This window comes from Herbaspirillum sp. SJZ099, from assembly GCF_007828355.1.
Lineage (GTDB): Bacteria > Pseudomonadota > Gammaproteobacteria > Burkholderiales > Burkholderiaceae_D > Herbaspirillum.
On sequence record NZ_VIUO01000001.1, the window covers coordinates 412,895 to 433,788 of the forward strand.

Genomic DNA, 20,894 nt, shown 5'->3' on the forward strand with positions numbered 1-20,894 from the left:
AAGGAGAAAGCCATGAGCATATTGCTGGATGTGAAAAACCTGAAGGTCGACCTGCCCACCGAAAACGGCACGCTGCATGCGGTGCGCGGCATCGACTTCCAGGTGCGGCGCGGCGAGATGCTGTGCCTGGTCGGCGAATCGGGCTGCGGCAAGTCGATGACTTCGCTGGCGCTGATGGGCTTGTTGCCGCGCCGCGCGCAGTGCAGCGCCGACCATATCCTGTTCGACGGCGCCGACTTGAACGGCATGCCCGAGCAGCAACGAATGCAGCTGCGCGGCAAGCGCATGGCGATGATCTTCCAGGAGCCGATGACCTCGCTCAATCCAGCCTATACGCTGGGCAACCAGCTGTGCGAAGCGATGCTGCAACAGCCGCGCGTCACCCGCGCCGAGGCGCGCGAGCGGGCGATCTACCTGTTGCATCGCACCGGCATCGCCAATGCCGAAGACCGGTTGCGCCAGTATCCGCACCAATTGTCCGGCGGCCTGCGCCAGCGCGTGATGATCGCCATGTCGCTCATGTGCGGCCCCGACCTGATCATCGCCGACGAACCGACCACCGCGCTGGACGTGACCATCCAGGCGCAGATCCTGCGCATGATCCGTGAGCTGCAGCAAGAGTTCGGCACGGCGGTGGTCTTCATTACGCACGACCTCGGCGTGGTTTCGCGCATCGCCGACCGCGTGGCGGTGATGTATGCGGGGCAGGTGGTGGAGACTGCCGATGTCGGCCAATTGTTCGAGAACCCGCGCCACCCGTACACGCGCGGCCTGCTCAATTGCATTCCGGTGCGCGGCAAGACGCTGCCGGGCAGCCGCCTGCAGGCCATTCCCGGTGTGGTGCCCAGCCTGGTCGGCAACGTCACCGGCTGCGCCTTCCGCAACCGCTGTACGCTGGCCGACGCCGGCTGCGAGGCCGAGCCGCCGATGGCGGCGCGCGGCAGCGACGGCCATCCGCACTCCGCGCGCTGCCACAAGCCGGATGCGCTGACGCAAACCGAACCGATGGAGGTGCTGGCATGAACATGGGCGATCTGGGAAAACTGTTGCCGGACGAAGCGCCGGCTCCCGGCGGCGACATCGCGCTGGAATTGTGCGCGCTGTCGAGGGTGTACCAATTGAAGCGCGGCATGTTCAAGGCGCCGGTGGCGTTGAAGGCGGTCAACGACGTGTCGCTGCGCCTGTACCGCGGCGAGACGCTGGGGCTGGTGGGCGAGTCCGGCTGCGGCAAGAGCACCCTGGCCAAGATGCTGCTGGGCCTGCTGGAGCCGACCTCGGGCAATGTGCTGGTCAACGGCCAGGAGGTAGACCCGACCAGGCGCCGAGACAATGCGCGCCATATCCAGCCGATCTTCCAGGACCCGTATTCGTCGCTCAACCCGCGCAAGACCGTGGCGCAGATCGTCGGCCTGCCGCTGAAGCTGCATGGCATCGGCGACGCCGCCGGGCAGGAGAAGGCGGTGCGCCGGATCCTCGACCTGGTGGGCATGCCCGAGCGCACCTACGGGCAGTATCCGAACCAGCTGTCCGGCGGCCAGCGCCAGCGCGTGGCGATCGCGCGCGCGCTGATCCTGCGGCCCGACATCCTGATCTGCGACGAGCCGACCTCGGCACTGGATGTGTCGGTACAGGCGCAGATCCTGAACCTGCTGCTGGACCTGAAGGCCGAGTTCGGGCTCACCTATCTGTTCATCAGCCATGACCTGGGTGTAGTGGAGCACCTGGTGGACCGGGTGGCGGTGATGAACCAGGGCTGCATCGTCGAACTGCAGACGCGCGAGAAGATTTTCAGCGATGCCCAGCATCCCTATACGCGCATGCTGCTGGCGTCGGCGCTTACCCCCGAGCCGGGCCGCGGCATCCCCGAGCTGGCCGCGGCGGCCTGAACGACGCCATCGCAACCGAACGGAATGCACGACGCCGAAGCGGGCAGGCCGCCTGCCGCCGCCGCGGATGAATGAATTGAACCAGACCCAGACCCAGAACCAGACTTAGCTTAGAGGAGAAGCAGCATGAGCAGAGCACAAGCCATCGCCGGCGTGGAGGCGTATTTCGATGACGGCCGTTTCATGGAAACGATGCAAAAGCGCGTGGCCATCCGCACCGAGAGCCAGGAGCCGGCCAGCCGTCCCATCCTGTACGACTATCTCAACCAGGAGATGGCGCCTTACCTGCAGGGCCTGGGCTTTACCTGCGAGGTGGTGGAGAACCCGCTGCCTGGCGGCAGCCCGTTCCTCATCGCCGAACGCCTGGAGGAAGCGGCGGCGTTCACGCTGCTGACCTACGGCCATGGCGATGTCGTGCGCGGCTACGACCAGCAATGGCGCGCCGGCCTGTCGCCCTGGGAAATCGTGGTCGACGGCGACCGCTGGTATGGCCGCGGCACCGCCGACAACAAGGCGCAGCACACGATCAACCTGGCCGCGCTGGAAGAGGTCATCAAGGCGCGCGGCGGCAAGCTGGGCTACAACGTCAAGGTGATCCTGGAGATGGGCGAGGAAACCGGCTCGCCCGGCCTGAACGCCGTGTGCCAGGCATATGCCGGGCGCCTCAAGGCGGATGTCTTCATCGCCTCCGACGGGCCGCGCGTGAACGCGCCTACGCCGACCATGTTCCTCGGCTCGCGCGGCGGCTGCAACTTCGACCTCACGGTCAACCTGCGCGACGGCGGCCACCATTCCGGCAATTGGGGCGGCTTGCTGCGCAATCCGGGCGTGCGCCTGGCCAATGCCATCGCTTGCCTGGTCGATGGCCGCGGCCGCATCCGCGTTCCCAGCCTGCTGCCGGAATCGTTGCCGCAAAGCGTGCGCAACGCGCTGGCCGAGGTCAAGGTCGGCGGCGGCCCTAGCGATCCCGAGGTCGATGCCGAATGGGGCGAGCCCGGCATGACGCCGGCCGAGCGCGTATTCGGCTGGAACACGCTGGAGGTGCTGGCCTTCAAGACCGGCAATCCGGAAGCGCCGGTCAACGCCATTCCCGGCCGCGCCAGCGCGCATTGCCAGATCCGTTTCGTGGTCGGCAGCGACGACCGCAACTTCATCGCCAACATTCGCGCCCATCTCGACGCGCATGGCTACGACGACGTGGCGGTGACATTGTCGGGCGTGCAGTTCGCCGCCACCCGCCTCGATCCGGACGACGAATGGGTGCGCTGGGGGCTGGCTTCGATGCAGGAGACCAGCGGCAAGAAGCCCACGCTGCTGCCCAACCTGGGCGGTTCGCTGCCCAACGATGTGTTTTCCGAAACGCTGGGGCTGCCGACGCTGTGGGTGCCGCACTCGTATCCGGCCTGCTCGCAGCACGCACCCAACGAGCATATACTGGCCAGCGTTTCGCGCGAGTCGCTGCAGGTGATGGCAGGCCTGTTCTGGGACCTGGCAGAGCAAGGCAGGCAAGTCATGGCGCGCCGCGCGGTTGCATGACAGAGTTCCAGCATCCATCGGAGAACGAGATTGACTGACGCCAATGCCACCCAGGCCGCCAAGGCCTATTGCCGGATCGACGACCTGGACGACATCCGGGAAGACATCGTCGGCATCCGCCGCCATATCCACCAGCATCCCGAGCTTTCCTTCCAGGAGGCGGATACCGCGGCGCTGGTGGCCGCACGGCTGGAAGAGTGGGGGTACGCGGTCACGCGCAACATCGGCGGCAACGGCCTGGTGGGCACGTTGCGCGTCGGCGGCAGCCCGCGCAGCATCGGCTTGCGGGCCGACATGGATGCCTTGCCCATTACCGAGCAGACGGGGCTGGCGTATGCCAGCCGCAACCATGGCGCCATGCATGCCTGCGGCCATGACGGACATACCGCCATGCTGCTGGGGGCGGCGCGCCAGCTGGCGCGCACGCGCAATTTCGACGGCACGCTGCACCTGATCTTCCAGCCGGCCGAGGAGGCGGGTTTCGACAGCGGCGCCCAGAAGATGCTGGAAGACCGCCTGTTCGAACGTTTCCCCTGCGACGCCGTGTTCGGCATCCACAACCATCCGGGCGTGGCGGCCGGCACCTTCATGTTCCGCAGCGGGCCGTTCATGGCGGCGTGCGATACGGTCAAGATCAAGCTCGTCGGGAAAGGGAGCCACGCCGCGCGCCCGCACTTGTCGGTCGATCCGGTGGTGACGGCGGCCAGCCTGGTGATGGCGTTGCAGACGGTGGTCTCGCGCAATGTCGACCCGATGGAAACGGCGGTGGTCACCGTCGGCTCGCTGCATGCCGGGAATGCGTCCAACGTGATCCCGGAGTACGCGACCCTGGAGCTCAGCGTGCGCTCCTTCAAGCCTGAAGTGCGCGAGCTGCTGGAAACGCGCATCCGGGCGCTGGTCGAGACGCATGCCGCCAGCTACGGCGCGCACGCCGAGATCGATTACCTGCGCGGCTATCCGGTGTTGGTCAACAGCGATGCCGAGACCGAGTTCGCGCGCAACGTGGCGTTGGAACTGGTGGGTGAAGAGAACGTGATCGCGCCGTTCGGCCCGATCGCCGGCAGCGAGGATTTCGCCTATTTCCTGCAGCAGCGCCCCGGTTGTTTCCTACGGGTAGGGAACGGCCAGGGCCGGCCGATGCTGCATAACGCCCACTATGACTTCAACGACGAGAACATCCCGGTCGGCGCCGCCTATTGGACCCGGCTGGTGGAGCGCTGGCTGGCGGGCCAGCCGGGCTGAACGGCAGGGAAGCCGCGCCGGCGCCGCTTATGCCGCCGGCGCATAAGCGCATGACGAATGCTTTGTTTCGGATTGGAAGCGGTTTCGATATAGTGAATCCGTCTCCTCAATAACCTCTTGGACTTGGACATTGAGTTTGAACCCGCCACGCGCTAGCCTGGCGGGTTTTCTTTTGGCGCGTCCGGTTTCCAGGTTTTCCCGCTGTGCCGCGGGGCCCGTGGAAGCCGCCGGGGCTTGCCCGTTCTTTTCCATGAGAAAATGGCGGCATGCAAAATTCATCTCCATCTGCGCAGAACCTGCGCCCGCTGATCCCGTTGGCCGACTATCAGCGTATCTTCCGCGTCGTGCATTCGGTACTTCAAAGCGTCGAGGCGGACATTCCCGCCGCAAGTTTTTTCTTCAGCGTCACCGCGGCGCAGATGCTGAAGAAGTTTTACAAGCGCAATGCGTTTCCCGTGGCGGGCGCAGCGTTCTACCTGATCAACCAGGAGAGCGGCGGCGCGCTCTCCTTCGGCGTGCTGGGCGAGGATGCGCGGTCCGTCTCCAGCAACCATGACGCATTCCATGCCTGGGTCCAATGCGACGGTTACGCGATCGATTTCATGGCGCCGGTATTTCAGGAGCTGCTCGCTGCGGCGGGTCATGCGCTACCGGTGCCGCGCCGCATGTTCCAGAAGGATCTCGGGCGCATGAGCGCGTCGGCCACGGCGTTGGCGGCGCCGGGCGACTTTTTCCTGCATCCCGATCTGGCGCTGACGCGCGAGTTGCTGCAGCAGTTCATGGCCAAGAAAGCGCTGACCAACCTGTCGCAAGTGTGCGTGGACTGGTACCGCAAGCCGCCCAAGGCAATGCCGGACGATCTCGCGCTGCAAGGCGGCGATGGCGAGGTTGCGCGCATCCGGCTCAATCCCGTGGCGGTCGAGGGCGTCTGGTAGGCATTGCCTGAGGGCGCTTGCAGGAGGAGAGAGGGAAGTGCTGAAGACAGAAGACGGAAGGCCGGCCTCCGGAGGGAGGGTGTGCTGGACGAGTGTCCAACACACCGTGCGATCATGCATATCGGTTGCATGTACCGCACTAGAACCAGCAGGATAGCCGCGCTGTGTGACGGCAGGATGACATGCCGGCACGGCGATAAAAAATAATCCGATCCGCTGCTTCGTGGCGCGATGTCATTCCGGCGTCATACGCCGTCGTTATTATCCTCCCTGTCTCCTCTGTACCTGTTGCAGATGTTTCGCCTGCGATGCGAGCGCATCGCAGGCTATTTTTTTCCACGGGTCTTGCGCCCGTCATCGAATCCGATTTTTGCTGCAGAGCTTCACGCCAACGCCGGAAGTGGCGTCGTAACCCGGCAGTACGCACACGTGTTGGAAGCTGCGATCCTCCCTTCCCGGCAGGTGAAAGCCTGATCCGGTCACGCGGCGCGGGGTGCGTCCCCACCTGTTCACGATCTTGTCGTGGGTCGTGAACGGGTGACGCTCTGCAGTATTTCTCCCGCCCTTTTTCTCCCCTGTTCCGTATTGCCGGTTCCTGCCCAACATTGCGCGGAAAATGGAATCTCTTTTCTTTTCAATGGCTTGGGCTACTTGTCAAAATCTTTTCCACAGGCTTACTCCCAAAAAGTGTGGATATCTTTGCCTTGCAGCGGATGGGGGATACCATTTTGCCCGGGTCTTGCACGGATGGATGCGATGGCCGCCGTTTTGCCGCACTTTGCTACGGAAATGGAAATCCCTTTTCAATCAATGGCTTAATCTGCTTGCTCAAGGGTTTTCCACAGGCTTGCCACCAAAATGTGTGGATAAGCAGGGGGGGGCTTGTGCACAAGCGCCCCGCATTGCTCAGGCAGTGGGGATAAGTCATGTGGCAACGATGATGTTTGGCGGGCGATGGCAATTGTCGCCAGCCGCCATCGGCCAGCTCCAGCCCTTGCCCGGTATGCGATTGCGGCCAATGCAGGAAATCTGCGGCGCAGCGGTCCGGCAGCGCTGCGGTGCATGAATGCTCCACAATGCGACGATGCCGGGATTTCCTTTTATTTCAATGACTTGGGCGGCTTTTCAAAAGCATATCCACAGGCTTGTACCCAAAATCTGTGAATAAGCGCCGCTCACAAAATACCGCTGGCTGCGTTGCGCCTTGCCAGCGGCGTTTTGTTAGCGGCGCTAAGTGGCAATGAAAGGTAGGCGGAGCGGGTAATGCCGTTCAGTTAAGGCCAATTCACAGAGTCCGTTCGGGCTGAGTAGGCCCGCCAGGGCCGTATCGAAGCCAGCGCGCCAGTATCAGCGGCCTCGCCTGCCCTTCGATACGCTGCTGCGCAGCTACTCAGGGCGAACGGCGTCTGGACTCCACAAACAAAAATGCCGTTCAGCGTTTAACTGAACGGCATTAGGGCGGAGCGGGGAAGTGCCGGCTCAGCCGTTATCGGGCGCGGTATAAGGCTCGACCTTGACGGCCGTCATGCTGTAGCCGGCGGCGCCCATGGACGAGTCGGAGCGCTCGACCTTGACCACGCCGCTGATCCACACTGCATCCATGGTGCGCACGTTCTTGACGGCCTTGTTGCTCTTGACGTGGATGATCTGGTTGGCCGGCGGCGGCGGCACGTGGATGCAGGCGCCGAAGTAGGGCACCAGCAGGAATTCCTTGAGCGCCTCCCCTTCGCGGTCGAGCGAGACGACGAAGCCCGGCAGGCGCACCGCCGCGCCTTCCATCGACGGGTCGACCGGCGCATCCTTCCAGTACTTTTTGGCTTTCCACAGCGCGGCGGCGGCGCGCGGGTCGTTGTCGTCCAGCTGGTCCAGCTTGAGGCCCTTGAACGGCGCCATGGCATCCCAGTCCTTGGGGATCAGGCTTTCCCAGGCGATCTCGCGGTAGCCGCCGACCACCTTGCCGGAAGCCTGGTAGGGCTGGTCGGTGACGCTGGCGCTTTGCTTGAGGTGGTCGCCGACCTGGTACTGGCCACCGGATGCGGCGCCGACGCCGGCGACCGTACTGCCGGCGTCGGCGCGTGCGGTGACGGCGGGTACCGCGCCGGCCAACGGCGCGCCTGCGGTTGGCGGTATTGTCGTGGCGGCGGCCAGCGGGGCCGGGGAGGCGTTGCCGGAATGCGCGGCCAGGCGTACCCCGGTGCCGATCAGCAGGCCGGCGGCGGCGATGCCGCCTATCCAATAGAGAGTTTTCATGTCGATGGCAGGTTCAGATTCTGGGCGTCAGGCCGTCGGACAGGCTCAGCCTGTAGGCGCGCAGTCCCGGCAGCAGGCTGGCTGCGAAACCGGCGATAACCGTCCAGAGCAGCAATTGTAATTCGCCTGCGGAAGGCCATGCAGGCTGCAGCGCGATGCCGAACTGCGCCGCCAGCGTCGGCCCCAGCGCCAGCAGCAGGATGGTGAGCAGCAATACGCCCGATACTACCCCGGCCAGCATCACGCCCAGGCCTTCGATGGACAGCAGGATAAAGACGTCCCAGGGGCGCGCGCCGACCGAACGCAGGATGGCCAGCTCGCGGCGGCGCTCGCCCAGGCTGGCCAGGATGGCGGCCACCAGCCCGGCCAGCCCGACCACCACCACCATGCCCGACACCACCAGCAGCGCGTTTTCGCCGATGCCGACCACGTCCCACAACTGGTCCAGCGCGACGCCGGGCAGCACGGCCATCAGCGGCTCCCTGAAGCCTTCGCCGTCGGCGATGTCGCGCTGCACGGCGAACACGCGCGCACGGCTTTTCAGGCCGACCAGCACGGCGGTGATGCTCTTGGGGGTGAGGTCGAATTTCTTGACCAGCGCCGGCGCGATGTGCAGGCCGGGCAGCGGGGCGCCGCCTTCCCAGTCGAGATGGATGGCTTCCATCGCGTCCAGGCCGATGTGCACCGTACGGTCCACCGGCGTGCCGGTGCGCGCCAGGATGCCGGTGACCACGAAGGGTTTGTCGGCGTGCGGGGCCAGGTGGGCGCTGCCGATCCCGTGCGCCAGCACGATGCGGTCGCCAGGTTTGTAATGCAGCCGGTCGGCGACTTCGGCGCCGAGCACGGTCTCGAACACGTCGGCGAAAGGCCGGCCCTGCGCCAGTTGCAGCGCTTTTCCGTCGCCGTAATGGAAGTGCCGGAAGTAGTCGCCATTGGTGGCCAGCACCGGGAAACCGCGATGCGAGTCGCCCAGCGAAATCGGGATGGTCCAGGCCACGGCCGGGTTGCGCGCCAGCGCCTGGGCGCTGTCCCAGCCCATGTTGTTGGTGGCGCCGCCGATGCGGAAGATCGCATACAGCATCAGCTGGATGGGGCTGGTGCGTGCGCCGACCACCAGATCGGTGCCGGACACCGATTGCGAGAATCCGGCGCGCACGTCATGGCGCACGCGTTCGATGCCCAGCAGCATGGTGGTGGAAAGGGCGATGGCCAGCAGCATCAGGCCCAGCGTGAAACGGCGGTTCCACGCGCTCTTCGCGGCCAGGCGCAGCAGCGTCTTCATGCCGACTCCTCGATGCTGGCGGCGCGGTTGATCTGCTCCAGCGCGATGCGCCGGTGGAAGCGTTCGGCCAGGCGCTGGTCGTGGCTGACGAACACCAGCGCCGCGCCGCCGTGGGCGCATTCGCGCTGCAGCAGGTCGAGGAAGGCTTGCTGGCGGTCGCTGTCCAGCGCCGAGGTCGGTTCGTCGGCGACGATGATCTCGGGCCGGCCGATCAGCGCGCGCGCCGCCGCCACGCGCTGCTGCTGGCCGATCGACAACTGGGTGACCGGGCGCGCCCACAAGGCGGGCGCCAGGTCCAGCGATGCCAGCAGCGAGTGCGCCGCTTCCCGCAAGCTGCCGCCTTGCAGCAAGGCGCGGCCCTTGCGGTAGGTCGAGAACCGGCAGGGCAGCAGCACGTTGTCGGTGACGGACAGATAAGGCAGCAGGTTGAATTGCTGGAAGATGAAGCCGATATGGTCCACCCGGAAACGGTCGCGCCGTGCGGCAGCCAGGCCTTGCAAGGCCTGGCCCAGCACTTCCACGCTGCCCGCCTGCGGCGCGATGATGCCGCCGATGGTGGCCAGCAATGTGCTTTTGCCGCTGCCGCTGGGGCCGCTGACGAAGATGTGCTCGCGCGCCTCCACCCGCAATTCATCCAGCGCCAGCGCGGGATGCGGCTGGCCGGGCCAGGTGAAGCTGAGGTCGCGCAAATGGATGGCGGGCGGGGCGGGTTGCGGCGGGTTCATGTCAGCGGTGTATCGGGGAAACGGGACGCAATGAGGGGCAGGAGACCGCGGCGGCTGGGGCGATGATACCCCCGCCTGCTGTCAACGGCCTGACTGGCCCCGGTGTCCGGGATCAATTGAGGGGGATGGCGGCGTTGCCCGGCGTTAGCTGGAAAGCGGCCTGTTTCTTGGGCGTGGCCAGCTGGACGTCGATGCGCTGGAAGCCGGGGAAGGCGCGCAACAGGCCGCTGGCATCCACCGTGTTGAGCGCGCCGGGGCTGGCGCAGACCAGCGTGAAGTCGCCATCGAGGTCGGCATGGCCGTCATTGGGCGCAGCGGCCTGGGCGGCGCCCGATGCCGTTTTTTCGCCCAGCAGGGCCGGCGGCAGTACGGCGGATTGAAGCTGGATCTCGGCCGGTTTGCATTGCGCGGCGGCGTCGGTGGCGAACATGCGGCCGGCGTCGCGCAGCGCCTTGGCCATCGCCTGCACGGTTTCCTTGTCGCGGGCGGAGGTGGCGGCGTGTTCGAAGCCGACCAGGTTGACCAGCGGCGTATCCAGGTGCAGCGTCAGGGTATTGCCTTCCAGCGCCACATCCAGCTTGCCCACGCCATGCTCGTGGGCAGGATGGTTGCCATGATGGCCGGCGCTGTCGGTGCTGTTGGCGCTGTTGGCCGCGAAGGACGGCAAGCTCAGCAGTGAAGCCGCGATCAGCGCGGTTGCGATAGCGGAAAAGGCGAGGGGCAGTCGGGACATGGATCGGCTTTCGTTGGTGTGGACGCCAGGGCGTTGCTTGCGCCCAGCATTTTGGGCCCGCCTGGCGGAAAAATTCAGTCTTGTTACATTCTGCAACAGGGTTGCATTATAATTCGTGCTTTCCCATTCTTTGCAACCCGGCCCGGGACGCCGCGTTTTCCGCGCTTCCCACGTCTTCCGGCGATGCCGCCGTTTGCATCCTTCTTAGTCAGGTTATCTGTCGTGTCGGTTCTTTCTCGTTTGTTGATGAAGCAAGGCGTGCTCGCCAGCCCTTGGTGGCAGCGCGTGCTGGCGGTGCTGCCCATCTGCCTGCTGCTGTGGCTGGGCGTGCTGTGGGCGCTGGGGGAGGGGTGACATGTCTGCCGTCATTTCCCTTGAAAACCTGACCGTCAGCTACCGGCGGCATCCGGCCTTGCACCACGTCAGCGGCGCTTTCGCGCGCGGTTCGCTGACCGCGGTGGTGGGCCCCAACGGCGCCGGCAAGAGCACCTTGCTCAAAAGCATGCTGGGCCTGGTCCGTTGCAACGGCGGCCGGGTGGTCACGCATGTGGACACGCGCCGCATCGCCTACCTGCCGCAGCAGGCCGAGATCGATCGCAGCTTTCCGATTTCGGTGCTGGATTGCGTGTTGCTGGGCTATTGGCCGGGCCGGGGCAACTGGCGCGGCATCGACGCCGGCATGGCGGCGCGCGCGACCCAGGCGCTGTCGGCGGTGGGGCTGGACGGTTTTGCCTCCCGCGCCGTCTCCAGCCTGTCGGTCGGGCAATTCCAGCGCGTGCTGTTCGCCCGCATCCTGCTGCAGGATGCCGAGGTGATCCTGCTGGATGAACCGTTCAACGCCATCGACACCCGCACCACCAGCGATTTGCTGCGCATCATTGCCGCCTGGCATGCGGAGCAGCGCACGGTGATCGCGGTGCTGCACGACTACGACCAGGTGCGGCGCTCCTTCCCGCAGACGCTGCTGCTGGCGCGCAACGTGGTGGCCTGGGGCGACACCGCCGAGGTGCTGTGCGACGACAACCTGATGCGCGCCCGCGCCATGGCCGAGGCGGTGGATGAGCACGCGCCGGTGTGCGAAGTCAGGGAGGACGACCTGCTGGCCCTGTCCTTGTCTTCTTCGCGCGCGCATGTGCATGGGCCCGGCGGCCATCCGGGCCATCAGCATGAGCATGGCGCGGCCGGGAAGGGCGGCCTGCAATGACGTTGTGGTCGGCTTTCCATCAATTCGCCATCGAGCCTTTCCAGGAATTCTCCTTCATGCGCCGCGCGCTGGTGGCGGCATTCGCGCTGGCGCTGGGCAGCGCGCCGCTGGGCGTGCTGCTGACGCTGCGCCGCATGAGCCTGTTCGGCGAGGCGCTGAGCCACGCGGTGTTGCCGGGCGTGGCGGTAGGCTTCATCTTCTTCGGCCTGTCGCTGCCGGCGCTGTCGATCGGCGGTTTTGCCGCCGGCGTGCTGGTGGTGGCGGTGGCCGGCTGGATCAGCCGCCATACCGAGATCAAGGAAGACGCCAGCCTGGCCGCCATCTACGTGGTGGCGCTGGCGCTGGGCGTGATCCTGATCTCGCGCCACGGCACCCAGCTCGACCTGCTGCATATCCTGTTCGGCAATGTGCTGGGCGTGGATAGCGAAGGCCTGCTGCTGATCGCCGGCGTCGCCAGCGCCAGCGTGCTGCTGATCGCAGCGCTCTACCGCGGCCTGCTGCTGGAGAGTTTCGACCCCGGCTTCATGTCGGTCGGGCGTGGCAACGGCCGCGGCGGGGAGGTGTACCAGCAGGCGTTCCTGATGCTGGTGGTGTTGAACCTGGTGGCCTCGTTCCAGACCCTGGGCACGCTGATGGCGGTCGGCCTGATGATGCTGCCGGCGGTGTCGGCGCGGCTGTGGCACGACACCTTGCCGGCCCAGCTGTGCAACAGCGTGCTGCAGGCCGCCGTGGCCGGCTATGCGGGGCTGCTGATTTCGTATTACGCCTCGGTGCCGTCCGGCCCGGTGATCATCGTCTGCGCCGGCGTCCTGTACGCGCTCTCGCTGTTGTTTGCGCCGCGCGGCTGGTTGCCGCGCTTGCTGAAACGCCCGCACCTGCGGGGCTGAATCTTTCCTTCGCTTGTTCCCGGAGTCCGCATGAACTTTCTTCGTCCTTTTTCTGTGTTGCTGGCCGCGCTGGCGTTGACGGCGAGCCTGCCGGCAAGCGCCGCCGAACGTATTCCCGTGGTGGCCAGTTTCAGCATCCTGGGCGATATCGTCGCCAATGTCGGCGGCGACCGTATCGCCGTCACCACCCTGGTCGGCCCGGATGAGGACGCCCACGTGTTCCAGCCGGCCCCGGACGACATCAAGGCGGTGTCGCGCGCCAGGCTGGTGGTGGTCAACGGCCTGGGCTTCGAGGGCTGGATCGAGCGCCTGGCGCAGTCGGCCAATTATCGCGGCGCCATTGTTACCGCCTCGGCCGGCATCAGCGCGCGCGAGCGGGCGGGCGACGATGACCACGATGAGCATGACCACCATGACCACGACGCACATAGCCACCATGGCAAGGACGACCCGCACGCCTGGCAGGACCCGCAGAACGTGATCGTCTACACGCGCAACATCGCCGCCGCGCTGGCCAGGCTGGACCCGGCCGGCGCCGACACTTACCGCAAGAACGGCGAGGCCTATGTCGGCAAGCTGCAGGAGCTGGACCGCTGGGCCATCCAGCAGTTTGCGCAGATTCCCGACGCCAAGCGCCGCGTGATCACCTCGCACGATGCCTTCGAATATTTCGGCGCGCATTACAAGGTGCGTTTTCTGGCCGCGCAGGGTGTGTCCACCGACAGCGAGCCCAGTGCGAAGGAAGTGGCGGCGCTGATCCGACAGATCCGCACCCAGAAGATCAAGGCCTTGTTCTTCGAAAACATGAGCAATCCGAAACTGCTGCAGCAGATCGCGCGCGAAGCGGGCGTCACGCCCGGCGGCAAGCTGTATGCCGACGCCTTGTCCAGGCCTGGTGGGCCGGCACCGGATTATCTGGCGCTGATGCGTTACAACATCGGTCAATTGCTGGACAAGATCCGGCTGAACTGAGCGCGGGCGCCTTGCCGCCACCCCTTCCGGGGGCAAGGCGTCTCGCCGGCTGAATGTTAACCGGCGCTAAATCGCGTATGCTTGTCGTCCCAATTTGAATCCAATCAGGAGAAGACAAGCATGAGCACCATCACCGTCGTGGCCATCATCACCGCCAAGCCCGGCAAGCGCGAAGAGCTGCTGAAGATCGCTCGCGCCAACCTCGCCGCCGTGCGCGCCGAAGCCGGTTGCATCGAATACGGCCTGACGGTCGACGTGGATGGCTTCGGCCCCAACCAGGCGCCGATGGGCCCTGACACGTTCGCCTTCATCGAGAAGTGGGCCAGCGAAGATGCGCTGCGCCTGCACTTTACGTTGCCGCACATGCTCGACTACCGTGACAAGGCCAAGGACCTGATCGCCGAGCGCGCGGTGCATGTGCTGAAATCGGCCGACTGATCGATGCCGCACCCGCGGCCCTGGTGCAAGTCGGGGCCGGGGCCTCGGCTTGTCTCAATGCTCGCCGGGGAAATCCGCCGGATGCGTGCGCAGCGGGTCGAACGCGCTAGCCTGCCCCATCTGCATCAGCCATGTGATGAACGTCTTGAGCGCCGGGTTGGCATCGGCGGCGCTGCGGTACATCATGTGGAACCCCTCCCCATGCAGCACCACTTCCGGAAACAGTTGCACCAGGCGCCCGTGCGCCAGATCGTCGTCGACCAGGGCCAGCGTGCCCATGGCCACGCCAAGGTCGGTGGCGGCGGCCTGCAGGCTGAGGAAGAAGTGTTCGTAGACGGTGCCCGGCATTTTCCTGCGGACCGCCACGCCGGCCTTGCTCAGCCATTGCGACCAGGCCAGCGAGCGGCTGGAAAGGTGGATCAGCGACACTTCCACCAGGTCGCGCGGCGTCTTGACCGGGTGCAGTTCCAGGAAATGCGGCGAGGCCAGCGGGGCCGAGACGTCGTCCAGGAAACGCACGCATTCATAGCCGCTGCGCTCCAGCGGGCTGCGCCACAGGATCACGTCGAACGGGTCCTTCACATCCTCGAAGTGCTCCGACATGGTGGTGGTCACGCGTACTTCGATGCGCGGGTTGTCGATCTGGAACTGCGACAGGCGCGGGATCAGCCAGCGCATCGCCACTGAGGGCGCAGCGATGAGGCGTACCACGCGGCTCTTGCCGGCCAGCGTCAGCTGTTCGGCCGCCAGCGCGATGCGATCCAGGCTGGCCTTGACCTCGCCATAGAAGGCCAGCGCCGCCTCTGTTGGCTCCACGCCACGCGACTGGCGCAAAAACAACGGTTGGCCGAAGTATTCCTCCAGGGTCTTGATCTGCTGGCTGACCGCGCTGTGGGTGATGAAAAGCTCCTGGGCCGCCAGCGTCAGGCTCCGCGTCCGGACTGCCGCTTCGAATACTTTGAGGGTTTTCAGCGGGGGCAGGGAGGAAGGCATGATGTTAGAAAAACTTATATTGGTGTCGGAAAATGTTGCTTTGCAAAAGACGGGAGCGACCCTACTCTTCAACTATCGAAACGTTTAACAGTGAGTGAAGACCATGTCTACCGTTAGTATATTTGTAAAAGATGCCGGTTTTTCTAACAATTTGCGCGCCCTGGTCGAACTGGCCAAGTTCGCCGTCCAGCGCATCATCGCCGCCCACGCACTGCAACCGGTGCGCAACGATGCCTCCGAACTGCACGACGCAGCCTATTTCGACGGCGTGGAAGACCATGTCGAGCTGGAAAACCGCCTGCGCCAACTGGAAAACGGCCACCTGCAAGCCGTATGGAAGCTGCAATCGCAGATCTGAGGCAAGTCCGCAGGACAGGATGTACCGGAGTGCCGCCGCGCTATCGAGGCCGGCAAGCCAGGCATGAAGCCGCAAGCCAGGCATGAAATTACATGCTGCAAGCTGTCGGACCCGCCAGCCGCGACGCCATAGAGAAGAGAGCGGCTCCCTATCTTCCGATGGATGGAGCCGCGGACGAACCGGATCGATATCCCGTCCGAACCCGCAGATGCCAGCAGGCGCAAGCAGCCCTTGACGCCGCATCCCCTATCGGTATCCCGCCATAACCCCGCTGACGCGGGGTTTGTTGTTTTCCTCCTCCCGTATCGTGTCGTATGACCGTATTGCTGCATCGCCATTGTTGCGATGCAGCCTCGGTTCGCAATGACATTGAAATAAGCCGCTGCTATATTGGTTCGCAGGAAGGATCGCCGTGTGGGCCGATGTTGCCGAGGGGAATCGCGCAACATTGCCGCGCGGAGCGCCGGTCATGCCGGCGGCAGCCGCGTGCAGGCGTCGACTACAACATCAGATGTTCCATTGTCTTGCATCGTCATCCAAGGGGAAAGCCATGCTGTCGTCGTTACGCGCACGTTTGATCGTGATCTGTGTCCTGATCGTGGCGGTCGCCATGATCGTCCTTTCCGCCGCCAATATCTTTACCGTGCGGCGCGATACCCTGGCGGCATTGCAGGCCCAGACCGCCCAACTGACCGACAGTCACGCCGCCAACATCGCCGAATGGGTGCGCAGCAAGCGCACCATCACCGCTTCCATGAAACAGGCGCTCAAGCAGGAGGACGTGCTGCCCATCGTCGCCGCGGCGATGGAAGCGGGCGCCTTCGACGACGCCTACATCGGCTATCCCGACAAGCGCATGCTGGCGCTGCATCCCATGCCGCCCGGCTACGACCCGACCTCGCGGCCCTGGTACCAGCAGGCGGTGAACGCCGGCAAGCCGGTGCTGACCGCGCCGTATGTGGATGCGACCACCGGCAAGCTGGTGGTGACCTTTGCCGAAGCCGTGGGCGGCAAGGACAACCTGCAGGCAGTGGTCGGCTCCGATGTGCAGCTCGACAACGTGGTGCGCAACGTCGCCGGCATCAAGCCTACGCCGGGCAGCTTCGCCTTCATCGTCGGCAAGGACGGCACGATCGTCACCCATCCCAACAAAGAGCTGGCGCTGAAGCCGGTATCCGCGCTCGACCAGAACCTGAGCGCGCAATCGCTGGCGTCCACCGGCCAAGGCGGCGAGGCCAGCATCGGCGGCGCCCGCTACCTGCTGTTCGTGCGGCCCATCGAGGGGACCGACTGGTCGCTGGCCGTGGCGCTCGACTACGTCGAGGCCACCCAGTCGATCCGCGCGCTGATGACCATGTCGCTCGTGCTGGCGGTACTGGCCATTGCGGCGGCGGCGGCGCTGCTGACGCTGACCATCACCGGCATGTTGCGCCGGCTGGGCGTGGTGCGCGATGTGATGGAAGATATCGCCTCCGGCGAGGGCGACCTGACGCGCCGCCTGGATACCCAGGGGCGCGACGAGCTGTCGCAGATCTCGGGCGCCTTCAATCGCTTTGCCGACAAGATTTCGACGACCCTGCTGGAAATCCGCCGCGCCAGCGAATCGGTGAAAACATCGTCCGGCGAGATCGCCTCCGGCAACCTCGATCTTTCCGGGCGCACCGAGCAGCAGGCCGGTTCGCTGGAGGAGACCGCCTCGGCCATGGAGCAACTGACCTCCACCGTCAAGCAGAACGCCGATAACGCCCGCCAGGCCAACCAGCTGGCGGTGTCGGCCTCGGAAGTGGCGGTGCAGGGCGGGGAAGTGGTGGGGAAAGTGGTCGACACCATGAGCTCGATCAACGATTCTTCGCGCAAGATCGTCGACATTATCAGCGTGATCGACGGCATCGCATTCCAGACCAATATCCTGGCGTTGAATGCCGCGGTGGAAGCGGCGCGCGCCGGCGAACAGGGCAGGGGCTTCGCGGTGGTGGCGTCGGAGGTGCGTTCACTGGCCCAGCGCAGCGCCACCGCCGCCAAGGAAATCAAGGGGCTGATCGACGATTCCGTGCACAAGGTCGAAGTCGGCAGCGCCCTGGTGCACCAGGCCGGCAACACCATGACCGAAGTGGTGGCCAGCGTGCGCCGGGTGACCGATATCGTCGGCGAGATCAGCGCCGCCAGCCAGGAACAGAGTTCGGGGATCGCCGAGATAGGCCGCGCCGTCACGCAGATGGACGAGGCTACCCAGCAGAATGCGGCGCTGGTGGAGCAGGCTGCGGCCGCCGCCCAGTCGCTGCAGGAGCAGGCGGCGCATCTGGCCGGTGTGGTGGCCGGATTCAAGCTGGACGAAAGCCACCTGCAGGCCATCCCGTTGCAGCGTCCGGCGGCGCCGGCGCGTCCGGTCACGACCCCGGCTGCGGTGGCGGGGCCGCAGAAGCCGGCCATTGCCAAGCCGGCGACGGCGGCGGCGTTGCCTGCGGTCAAGGCCGCCGCGCCCCGGGCCGCAGCGGCGCCGGCCAAGCCGAAGTCGGACGAAGGCGACAACTGGGAAGAATTCTGACGCCCGGGCGCCGCAAGCACATAACCCGGCCTGGCGCCGGGTTTCATTTTATTGGCGGGGATTCTTCGTGGGCAATATGATTGAAGCTGGCGCCCCGGCGAAGGCGGTGGAACGGCTTTTGCAGGCTTGATGCAGGCATTGCCGGAGGGCGGCGATTTTTATAAGAGGGGGAAGTCATGGTGTTCAAGCTCAGGCTGCAGACACAGTTGCTGGCGCTGGCCGCAGTGCCGATGCTGGGATTCCTGTTGCTGTGCGCGCATGCCGTGCATGAGGCCGCCAAGACCGTCGGGCATATGCAGGTGGTCGAGGCCGAGGTGCGGCAGATCGGTTCGTATGATGCCCTGATCGGGGTCTTGCAAGTCGAACGCGGCCGCAGCAATGGCTGGTTGGGCACGGCCCAGGACGGCGGCGCCGCGGCCGACGAGGCGCAGCGCGCGGTGGCTGTTGCCCGCCAGCAGACCGGGCGGGTCCTGAACCAGGCCGGGGTGGACGAAACCTCGCAGCTGCGGCAAAAGCTGCAGCAACTGCGAAGCGATATCGATGGGCGCGCGTTGGCGGCGGGAGCGCTGTTCGAGCGCTACAGCGGCCTGATCCAGGATGTCATGGGGCGTGCCGGCAACCTGATGCGCGGCATGCGGGTGCCCGAGCTGACAGACATGGTGCTGGCATCGCAAGCCTTGACCAGCCTGACCGAGGAAGCGGCGCGCGAGCGCGGGCTGCTCAATGGCGCCATCAGTGCCGGCGCCTATGCCGATGGCCAGCGCGACCGGGTCCTCGCCGCCGGCAGCAACCAGGCCAGGGATGCACGGCAACTGTTGATGTTCGCCGCGCCCGAGATGCGCGACCGCTACCAGGCGGTGCAGGATGCGCCGCCGGCGCGCCGCTTGCAGCAATTGCGGGAGGCCGCATTGCGCGGCCAGTTCGATGGCCTCGATGCGCAAGCGTGGTTCGATGTGGCCAGCCGCCACATCGATGCCCTGCAACAGCTGCAGGCGGCCCAGCTCGAGGCGATCGGCGCGCAGGCCGGGGCGCTGCTGCGGCAGGCCGAACGCACGATGTGGATGCTGGCGGCGGGCGCGCTTGGAGCCATGCTGCTGACGGCGGGGCTGCTGCTGGCCATCAGCCTGCGCATCCTGCGCCGGGTCGGCGGCGACCTCGACCAGGTGGCCGAGATCGCCAAGCGGGTGGCGCGCGGGGAACTGGCGCCGGCCGGCAGCGTGCGCAAGGGCGACTGCAGCAGCATCCTGGCGGCCATGCATCACATGTCCGGCACGCTGTCGCATGTCGTTGGCCAATTGCAGGCACGGGCCGGTGCCTTGAGCACGGTTGCCGGGCAATTGCACGACGCTTCCCTGGCGATCGCCAATGCCACCCAGGAACAGGCGGCCAGCATCGAGGAAACCTCCACCGCCATGCGCACCGTCAGCGAGGCGATCTACCAGAACAATGAGCATTCGGCGCAAACCGCCAGGATCGCCGAGAAATCCAGCGCCGAGGCGCAGCAAGGATGCCATGCGGTATCGTCCACGGTGGCGGCCATGCGCGACGTCGCGGCATCGGTGCGCTATATCGACGATATCGCCTATCGCACCAATCTGCTGGCCTTGAATGCGGGTATCGAGGCCGGGCGCGCCGGGGTAGAAGGAAAGGGATTCGCGGTGATCGCCGCGGAGGTGCGCAAGCTGGCCGAACATTCGCAGGGGGCCGCGCAGGATGTGTCGGCACTCACGGGAAACAGCCTGCAGACGGCGGAACAGGCCGGCGAATTATTGAACCAGCTGGTGCCGTCGATCCGCCATACGGCCGAACTGGTGGCGCGCATCAGCAGCACATCGCAGCAGCAGGCGCGCGACCTGGCGCAGATCAATATCGCCGTCGAGCAGTTTTCCGGTTCGCTGCAATACAACGCCGACACATCGAACCGCTTGTCTGCCAGCGCGCAGCAGATGCGGGAGCAGGCCTATGGCTTGCTGGAACTGGTGCAGTTCTTCCGGGCCGCGCCGGGTGCGGAGCCGGGCGCAGCGGCGCCATCGCTGCAGGGCTGAACGCGTCGGGCTGGTTGCCAGCGCGCTCAGGCGCGCCGGGCCAGCAGGCGCATGTCGCCAAACAATCGTTGCATGCCGCTGTGTTCGATGAAGCTCAGGTTGTAGGGATGTTCGGCCACCGCGCGCGGGAAGGCTTGGACCAGCGGCAGGCTGTGCAACTGCTCGGCGATCTTGCCCCACAACACCAGCGTCGGCAGCGCCGCGCCGCGCGCCGCGGCGTGTTGGGCGAGGCTGCGCAGCACGGTCTCGAAGAAGGGTTTCCAGGCGCGGGCATCCTTGGCGGGCGCCACGTGTTCGCGAAACACCAGGCTGGCGTTGAGCAGCAGGAAGCCCTGCGCCTCCAGGTTGGATTGCAGGTCGGCCAGGGTCTGGATCGTGCCTTGCGGGTCGGCCTGGGCCCGGGCGGCAATGCCGGCCAGCGCGTCGCCGCTGGTATTGCCGGCCTGCAGCGCGCCGTCGGCCACCAGCAGCATCTTCATGAAATTGCGCAATGACGTGGCGCGGTTGACCTGCTTGGACAAGCCCTTGTCCGACCAGAGCGAACCCACCGCGCCATCCATGAAGCACACCCCGGTGGCGCTGGCCGCGCGCGGATAGGGGCCTTCGCCTACCAGCACATAGTTCACTTTATCCATGGGCTGCCTGAAGGCGGCGAAGATGCGGCCTTCGGTGGGCAGGTAGCGGTCTTGCGCCAGTACGCCGAGGTAGGCCGGGTCGGCCTGGGCGATCGCCTCCAGCCCCTCGCGCAGCGTGGCGTGCCAGGAGGGATCGGCGGTCTGGATCAGGCCCAGCAGGTCGGCGGGGAGGGCGGGGGAGGGCGTGGTCATGGATCTTTTGTGTTGATGTAGGCGGCCGGTTCGGGA

19 protein-coding genes are annotated in these 20,894 nt (G+C 65.7%); 13 read left to right on the forward strand and 6 right to left on the reverse strand.

From position 1 onward, the window contains the following. The first annotated feature begins 12 nt into the window (after positions 1-12). From FB597_RS01740 to FB597_RS20370, 6 genes are all read left to right on the forward strand, one after another. Positions 13-1,023: an ABC transporter ATP-binding protein gene (locus FB597_RS01740; RefSeq protein WP_144767786.1), complete on the forward strand. Its 1,011-nt coding sequence runs from the start codon at positions 13-15 to the stop codon at positions 1,021-1,023. Next, positions 1,020-1,886 (forward strand): ATP-binding cassette domain-containing protein, encoded by an 867-nt coding sequence (locus FB597_RS01745; RefSeq protein WP_144767788.1) that lies wholly within the window; start codon positions 1,020-1,022, stop codon positions 1,884-1,886. Before FB597_RS01740 ends, FB597_RS01745 begins: the two co-directional genes overlap by 4 nt. 126 nt (positions 1,887-2,012) lie before the next feature. After that, positions 2,013-3,422 (forward strand): M20 family metallopeptidase, encoded by a 1,410-nt coding sequence (locus tag FB597_RS01750; protein WP_141913116.1) that lies wholly within the window; start codon positions 2,013-2,015, stop codon positions 3,420-3,422. Between the two features lie 30 nt (positions 3,423-3,452). Further along, the gene (locus tag FB597_RS01755) at positions 3,453-4,664 is read left to right on the forward strand and encodes a M20 aminoacylase family protein (protein ID WP_186442723.1); all 1,212 of its coding nucleotides are present in this window, start codon (positions 3,453-3,455) and stop codon (positions 4,662-4,664) included. A 266-nt stretch (positions 4,665-4,930) separates the two neighbouring features. Further along, complete coding sequence (locus tag FB597_RS01760) at positions 4,931-5,599, forward strand: DUF2026 family protein (protein WP_144767790.1); 669 nt, start codon at positions 4,931-4,933, stop codon at positions 5,597-5,599. Between the two features lie 954 nt (positions 5,600-6,553). Next, positions 6,554-6,763 carry a hypothetical protein gene (locus FB597_RS20370; protein WP_144767792.1) on the forward strand — a complete coding sequence of 70 codons (210 nt, stop codon included), beginning with the start codon at positions 6,554-6,556 and terminating at the stop codon, positions 6,761-6,763. 315 nt (positions 6,764-7,078) lie between these two features. Here the strand turns inward: FB597_RS20370 and FB597_RS01770 are convergent, their stop codons facing one another. The 4 genes from FB597_RS01770 to FB597_RS01785 all read right to left on the reverse strand — a co-directional run bounded on the left by FB597_RS01770 (position 7,079) and on the right by FB597_RS01785 (position 10,589). Continuing rightward, positions 7,079-7,849: a DUF3299 domain-containing protein gene (locus FB597_RS01770; RefSeq protein ID WP_144767794.1), complete on the reverse strand. Its 771-nt coding sequence runs from the start codon at positions 7,847-7,849 to the stop codon at positions 7,079-7,081. A 13-nt stretch (positions 7,850-7,862) separates the two neighbouring features. After that, the gene (locus FB597_RS01775) at positions 7,863-9,131 is read right to left on the reverse strand and encodes an FtsX-like permease family protein (protein ID WP_144767796.1); all 1,269 of its coding nucleotides are present in this window, start codon (positions 9,129-9,131) and stop codon (positions 7,863-7,865) included. Continuing rightward, complete coding sequence (locus tag FB597_RS01780) at positions 9,128-9,856, reverse strand: ABC transporter ATP-binding protein (RefSeq protein ID WP_144767798.1); 729 nt, start codon at positions 9,854-9,856, stop codon at positions 9,128-9,130. The genes FB597_RS01775 and FB597_RS01780 overlap by 4 nt, the downstream gene beginning before the upstream one ends. A gap of 112 nt (positions 9,857-9,968) precedes the next feature. Further along, a complete protein-coding gene (locus FB597_RS01785; RefSeq protein WP_144767800.1) occupies positions 9,969-10,589 on the reverse strand; it encodes a DUF2796 domain-containing protein in 621 nt (206 codons plus the stop codon). A gap of 355 nt (positions 10,590-10,944) precedes the next feature. Between FB597_RS01785 and FB597_RS01790 the strand changes: the two genes are divergently transcribed. The 4 genes from FB597_RS01790 to FB597_RS01805 all read left to right on the forward strand — a co-directional run bounded on the left by FB597_RS01790 (position 10,945) and on the right by FB597_RS01805 (position 14,090). Further along, positions 10,945-11,793: a metal ABC transporter ATP-binding protein gene (locus FB597_RS01790; protein WP_144767802.1), complete on the forward strand. Its 849-nt coding sequence runs from the start codon at positions 10,945-10,947 to the stop codon at positions 11,791-11,793. Then, the gene (locus tag FB597_RS01795) at positions 11,790-12,680 is read left to right on the forward strand and encodes a metal ABC transporter permease (RefSeq protein WP_141913124.1); all 891 of its coding nucleotides are present in this window, start codon (positions 11,790-11,792) and stop codon (positions 12,678-12,680) included. Before FB597_RS01790 ends, FB597_RS01795 begins: the two co-directional genes overlap by 4 nt. A 30-nt stretch (positions 12,681-12,710) precedes the next feature. Beyond that, positions 12,711-13,652, forward strand: a complete 942-nt coding sequence (locus FB597_RS01800) for a metal ABC transporter substrate-binding protein (RefSeq protein WP_144767804.1) — start codon at positions 12,711-12,713, stop codon at positions 13,650-13,652. Positions 13,653-13,772: 120 nt separating this feature from the next. Next, a complete protein-coding gene (locus tag FB597_RS01805) occupies positions 13,773-14,090 on the forward strand; it encodes a putative quinol monooxygenase (protein WP_144767806.1) in 318 nt (105 codons plus the stop codon). A gap of 54 nt (positions 14,091-14,144) precedes the next feature. Here the strand turns inward: FB597_RS01805 and FB597_RS01810 are convergent, their stop codons facing one another. After that, on the reverse strand, positions 14,145-15,083 hold the full coding sequence (locus FB597_RS01810; protein WP_141913127.1) for a LysR substrate-binding domain-containing protein: 939 nt from the start codon (positions 15,081-15,083) through the stop codon (positions 14,145-14,147). 103 nt (positions 15,084-15,186) lie between these two features. Here FB597_RS01810 and FB597_RS01815 point away from each other — a divergent pair, with 103 nt between their 5' ends. From FB597_RS01815 to FB597_RS01825, 3 genes are all read left to right on the forward strand, one after another. Continuing rightward, positions 15,187-15,441, forward strand: a complete 255-nt coding sequence (locus tag FB597_RS01815) for a hypothetical protein (RefSeq protein WP_144767808.1) — start codon at positions 15,187-15,189, stop codon at positions 15,439-15,441. A 550-nt stretch (positions 15,442-15,991) separates the two neighbouring features. Next, on the forward strand, positions 15,992-17,986 hold the full coding sequence (locus tag FB597_RS01820) for a methyl-accepting chemotaxis protein (protein WP_144767810.1): 1,995 nt from the start codon (positions 15,992-15,994) through the stop codon (positions 17,984-17,986). Between the two features lie 176 nt (positions 17,987-18,162). Further along, positions 18,163-20,031, forward strand: coding sequence for a methyl-accepting chemotaxis protein (locus FB597_RS01825; RefSeq protein ID WP_144767812.1), 1,869 nt, complete (start codon positions 18,163-18,165; stop codon positions 20,029-20,031). Between the two features lie 26 nt (positions 20,032-20,057). On the opposite strand, the gene FB597_RS01830 is transcribed toward FB597_RS01825, so the two are convergent. Continuing rightward, positions 20,058-20,858, reverse strand: a complete 801-nt coding sequence (locus FB597_RS01830) for a uracil-DNA glycosylase (RefSeq protein ID WP_144767815.1) — start codon at positions 20,856-20,858, stop codon at positions 20,058-20,060. Positions 20,859-20,894 lie beyond the last annotated feature (36 nt).